This is a genomic window from Haladaptatus ordinarius (assembly GCF_054177595.1).
The window spans coordinates 1-5,253 of sequence record NZ_JBPEHH010000176.1 but is presented as its reverse complement, the minus strand read 5'-3'; the positions used below and the strand labels follow the sequence as shown (position 1 = coordinate 5,253).

Below are 5,253 nucleotides of genomic sequence, written 5' to 3'. Positions count from 1 at the left end.
TTGGAAGGTTCACCAGGTGCGTATCCGGACAGCGGATGAATCAGGTTCCTGATTCACCCGCTTCACTCAGGACTACGTATCAGCTGCTGGACTCCTGAGCCAGAGTGGACAACTAGCGAATATAGAACTGAGGGTGGAATCAACGGCGATACCTATGACGCTGCATGAGCACGGTCGTACGGTCATATGGTTCGAAACCTCAAGGAATACATTCTCGATACAAAGCCTATCATTGTTCCAAAATACCGTGCTGTCCCATGCACAGTCGAGAAAGCGTCTGCCAGCGGTTTAAATGAATTGCACACTACTACGAAAAACCACATCAATTACTCGACGAATGTACGCCGTTGAGGAGATTTTTAAAGAGATAGCGCCCTGTTGAGATACTTATCAAATCATATCATCAAGGACGTTGCGCATAAACTGTTCAAGACGGCTATCTGCCTGCACTTCAGGTCCCCAGGGTGGAGTACTGTCATCAAGTGCCCACGAAAAATTCATGGTTCCTGATGAAAACACCTGTGCTCCCGAAGGTGCAGAGTAGGTCACTGCCTGGGCACCACCATCATATTTCGTATCCACCAAGTATTCACTTGTTCCGGGTTCATATTCGAACAGTACCGAAAGGTTTCCCGGAACGGCACAGCCCGGAACGATATGATCAAGCTCGTATCCAACGAGATGTGGAAGTTGATCACCCGCCTTGAAGCCGGTATCTTCCATCCACGGATGAGTAAGTGCGTCCTCTGTTACAGTGTATGATGGGAAGTTATCTGCATTCGCAGAAACAATCGGTGGATCATACATTACTCCTAAGAGTTCGCATTCTGGTCGGGGAGGATAGAGATCACGGAAACGGTCGGTTTTCTTACTTGCATCATCGACTGGGTCTTCTTCAGCTGCTGTTTCTTTATATCCTTCTAGTGTGCGACCATCGTCTTTGAATCGAACCTGCCAATACGCAGTGTTTGCGCCTGTGAATATTAGATTGACTCCGGAATCGCGAGCATTCTCAAAAGCATCTCGCTGTCGTCCACTCCAATATTCGTCGTGCCCTCCAGTCATTACTACATCATACTCCTGGAGCGCCTTTGGCTCGCGATCAGTATCTTGATCCGCAAACAAACCAATAGTGTATCCCTCTCGTTCGAGATATCGAATAAGTGGCGCCTCCCAGTAATAGACTGCCATTGGTCCCCCATCTTCGCCATGGGGGAGTAGCGGGTTACGAAGCGGGCGATTATATGAAACCACGTTCGCTCCATCTCCATCGCTATTGAATCCATAGAGACTCTTTCCACCCCAGTGATTGTATGCTTGCCAGGTTGAGGACATTACCTGTAACAGGAGGTCTGCAGAATTGTGATTTCGTGGACGGACAATAAGTGGATACCATCGAGACGTACCGCTGTTCTCCCCTGATGCAAGGATGAATTCGATGATATAGAGCCCACTCGACCAATTATTCGGTATATCTAGACGATCTGTCATTACCCAACCAGCATCATTGTATCCTGTACCGGGATCAGGGTCAGGAATTGGTTGGCGGATGCCTTCTTTTGATGCGCCTGGGCCGGGAATGGTGGTCATTCGGCGCCCACCATCGCCATTGTACCAACCAATACGATGGACCGCGATTCGATACTGTTCAACAGGGTCAGTACTCACATGAATCCCCACGCTTTCTCCTGGTCTCGCGCTTACCTGTGATGTATACCCCTCAATTGCGTGTTCTGGCGCTTGTTGGTCAAGGTCTTGCGTCCGCCTCCAGTGACTATCTCCGGCTTTTTGTTTGTTTGATTGATCTGTAGTGTCTTGCTCTGCACTGACAAATCCATTACTAGCTCCGGCAGCTACAATACTCGTTGCCCCGGCTTTCAGAATATGACGCCGTGACGGTCGATACAATCGTTGGTCTGATTGTTCTGTGGAACCATTTGGCATGGTAATATTCAATACACTATTGCGTTATATATAACTTTGGTAGATTAAAATATACTAAATATAATGTTAATATAATACTCCTGATTGTTTTACCCGCTTGCCCGAAGAACTGTGCGTGATATCGGTGCGACTTCTATGTTACACGGAGATTCCACAGAGTCAAAGATAGGTTGTTCGAGAGGTACTTCTAACGCGAATCAAACGACTCCAATTGAGGTTTTTTCGGCCCCCCAGGGGTGCGGGGCGCTCGATAGAAGCGTCCGTGTTCGAAAATCAATGGCTACGAATACCACCTCTGCGGTGTCGTTTGACGAGTACGACACCCGACGCGACGAGATGCACAGCACAATCGAACACTGGATCGACGACCTCACTGCTTTGACTGACGAGGCGAGAGCAAGTCAACAGTTCCAAGAGTGGCTAGATGTCCAGTCGAAATTCCATGACTACTCCCATCGGAACACGCTCTTGATCACGCTTCAATGTCCAAACGCGACGAAGGTCGCTGGGTACAACACCTGGCGAACTGACTTCGATCGTCACGTCAAGGAAGGCGAAAGCGGAATCTGGATCTGGGCACCGATCATTACAAAGCAGTGTCCCGACTGCGAGAACTCACCGAGCTACCACGAGCAAAGTGAGTGTGAATATGACGAGACACCACCTGAAGCGTGGTCTAAAGGACTGGTCGGATTCAAACCCACAGCTGTTTTCGACGTGTCTCAGACGGAGGGTGAACCACTTCCCAAGCTCGAAACCGAAGCAACCGGAAATGCTGAAAATCTCGTGTCCCCCCTCCAAGATGCAGCTGATGAGCTCGGGGTGACGGTTCGCATCGTCGACGCTGATGACTGGGAACACGGCAAGGCGAAGGGTGTCTGTAAACAGCGGAGTCTATACGACCTCCAGCCAATCGTGGAGGTGAAAGCGAGGGCAAATCAGGCGAATCTCGTGGTAACGCTAATCCACGAATACGCGCACGCACTGCTGCACTTCGATGTTGACGATGAGTGTGAGCGAGCGAAACGTGAGGTCGAAGCAGAAGCCGTCGCGTACATCGTCGGTCGGTACGTCGGATTAGATACGAGTGGCTCAGCATTCTACCTCGCAGCATGGCAGGACGATGATTCGGACGCGATTCAAGATCGACTTGGACGAATCCGGACGACGGCAGCGACGATTATTGAGGTAGTCGAAACAAGACGTGAGTAAGGTTGGGACTGTCAAATCCAAGTGCCGAATGTGACTGTATCACCGAGCGCATTCTCGCTATTCAGGTCGGTGATCAGTCAGCCGAAGCTTTCCTTCGACTTCGTAGATGTGGCCTCGCATGTAGAGTCGTTCGATGATAGCTTCGGCAGCAGGCTGCTCGAGCTCTTCACGATCTTTGAGGGTTGCGTACGCTTGCTCGTACGTGAGTTCTCCGTCGCTCGGCAGTGCGTTTGCGAGTGTCTCGAGCGATTCTTGCGCAAGTGGTGTGAGTGGCGATCGCCGATTCGAAATCATCGATATAATCAAAGACAGGAACTACCGACGTAAATCCTTGGGACAAAATGACACACGCTCGCCTCAGTAGTGGTCTGATGATGTAAGGGTAGTACACGACGTAGCGGGTGCTGAGAGTTAGTATAGTATACTAACCGAGAGCGATCGACCAAACACAGAAGAGACGCACCCCTATCGACTTGTTCACCGAAACCCCCGCATACGGAGAGTCACCTCTATCGATTTGTTCATCGAGGAGGAATCCATGGACGGATGCTATAGATTCAATGAAGAGAAAATGTCGAAACTGAAAACAGCAGCTCTCCAGACGTGATGGGCGAATATATCCTGACGATAATCCACAGGATCACACTCACACCCCTATCGATTTGTTCTGGCGGGAAAGGGCATAGGGAGGAAGTCAATTACAGGGAATCCACGAGAGGATAGCTTACCAGAAGTCGTCCTTTGATAACCTCGGAATTCATATACCCAAATATCACCGAATTCGGCCGACTGCAGGCATATGGAACAAATCGATAGAGGTGAGACGATAGGAGTAGAACCTGGAGAACAGAGGAGGCGACAAATAGCTGCACGTCCCTGTCCTCTATCTTGCGATTCTACTGGGTTCTCTTTTAAGTAACCGCTTGTCGGGAAATGGACAGAGGGGACGTAATTAGAACAAATCGATAGGGGTGTGTTCTTCTAGCTAGCTCTAGACTAGTACTAGAAAGAAAAGAAGATGATTCTCAGTTCTGTGCTAATCGTGCCGTAGATGCAGTGATAGTCCATTCGAGGATTCGACCATCCTCCCCATCCTTGTGGTTAGAACAAATCGATAGGGGTGAGAGGGTGTGCTGAACTCCTCGTGAATCGATCCAGGCGAAGACCCCTCAACAAATCGTCGGGGGTAAAGGAAGACAACAGTGTAACCTCCCGATATCCTGTTTCTGAGCGTCATACTGGCAGAAAAGAAATCGACAGGGGAACCTTTTAGTATCCTGATAGAGTGGGTCAAGTATGCCCACAGACCCTGGTCCCGAGGAAACCCCTAAGTCTACGGGTTCTATCAAAGATCTCATCCTCGAGCAAGAGGAAGCTGCGAGTCTCATCAAGAACCGTTCCCTCCTCGAACCGAACGAAATCGTTGATGAAGAACGGATCGTCGGCCGTGATACCCAGCTCACGGATATTACTCAGCATCTTCGCGTCGCGATTAGTAACGAGCGGCCACCGAACCTCTTTCTCTATGGACCGTCTGGGACCGGGAAATCGCTCATCATTAACGCCGTCTGCCAGAACATCGTTGAACTCTGCGAAAGTCGTGATATCCGGTTCGGCGTCATCCAGATGAACTGCCAGAACGTGGGGACCCTCGGTGCGGCCGTCTACGAGCTTGCCCGAAAGGTGGCAAACGACATCGGAGCGACTGTCGACGTTCCAGAACACGGCATTCCAACCAAGAAAAAATGGCGCGAACTCTACCGTCTTATCAACGAACACTACGATACGGTCGTGGTCATCCTCGATGAACTCGATATGCTCGTCGGTCGTCGCGATAAGGATGAGCCAGCCTTCTCCCGCCTTCTCTATCAATTCTCTCGTGCTGGAGAGCCTGTCTAAGAATTTTGCCTCACCAATCCTCCTGACGTCGGCTGAAGATACTCTTACACGGTTCGACGGATCGATTCGGCCGTCGACAAAAAAAAGAGAACCGGGCTCAGTTATCCGGCGATCGCGTCCATCACTTTGTGGCCGTCCGGCCCCCGGCCGGACCGCCACAGTTTCAGCAGATTGTGCGTCGCCGAAAACAACGACCAC

3 protein-coding genes and 1 pseudogene are annotated in these 5,253 nt (G+C 50.4%); 2 read left to right on the top strand and 2 right to left on the bottom strand.

The window, feature by feature from the left end; all coding sequences use genetic code 11:
* Positions 1–390: 390 nt before the first annotated feature.
* Positions 391–1,944 (bottom strand): N,N-dimethylformamidase beta subunit family domain-containing protein, encoded by a 1,554-nt coding sequence (locus ACR3FF_RS25565; protein WP_458190920.1) that lies wholly within the window; start codon positions 1,942–1,944, stop codon positions 391–393.
* A 276-nt stretch (positions 1,945–2,220) separates the two neighbouring features.
* On the opposite strand from ACR3FF_RS25565, the gene ACR3FF_RS25560 reads away from it, so the two are divergent.
* The gene (locus ACR3FF_RS25560) at positions 2,221–3,156 is read left to right on the top strand and encodes an ArdC-like ssDNA-binding domain-containing protein (RefSeq protein WP_458190919.1); all 936 of its coding nucleotides are present in this window, start codon (positions 2,221–2,223) and stop codon (positions 3,154–3,156) included.
* Positions 3,157–3,213: 57 nt separating this feature from the next.
* Here ACR3FF_RS25560 and ACR3FF_RS25555 read toward each other — a convergent pair whose 3' ends face one another.
* Positions 3,214–3,450, bottom strand: coding sequence for a hypothetical protein (locus ACR3FF_RS25555; RefSeq protein WP_458190918.1), 237 nt, complete (start codon positions 3,448–3,450; stop codon positions 3,214–3,216).
* A gap of 1,002 nt (positions 3,451–4,452) precedes the next feature.
* On the opposite strand from ACR3FF_RS25555, the pseudogene ACR3FF_RS25550 reads away from it, so the two are divergent.
* Positions 4,453–5,043 (top strand): annotated as a pseudogene (locus ACR3FF_RS25550) (AAA family ATPase); the annotation flags it as partial.
* Positions 5,044–5,253 lie beyond the last annotated feature (210 nt).

Coding starts and splice junctions, on each gene's coding strand:
- ACR3FF_RS25565 (WP_458190920.1), bottom strand. CDS start 1,944: ATGCCAAATGGTTCCACAGAACAATCAGACCAACGATTGTATCGACCG.
- ACR3FF_RS25560 (WP_458190919.1), top strand. CDS start 2,221: ATGGCTACGAATACCACCTCTGCGGTGTCGTTTGACGAGTACGACACC.
- ACR3FF_RS25555 (WP_458190918.1), bottom strand. CDS start 3,450: ATGATTTCGAATCGGCGATCGCCACTCACACCACTTGCGCAAGAATCG.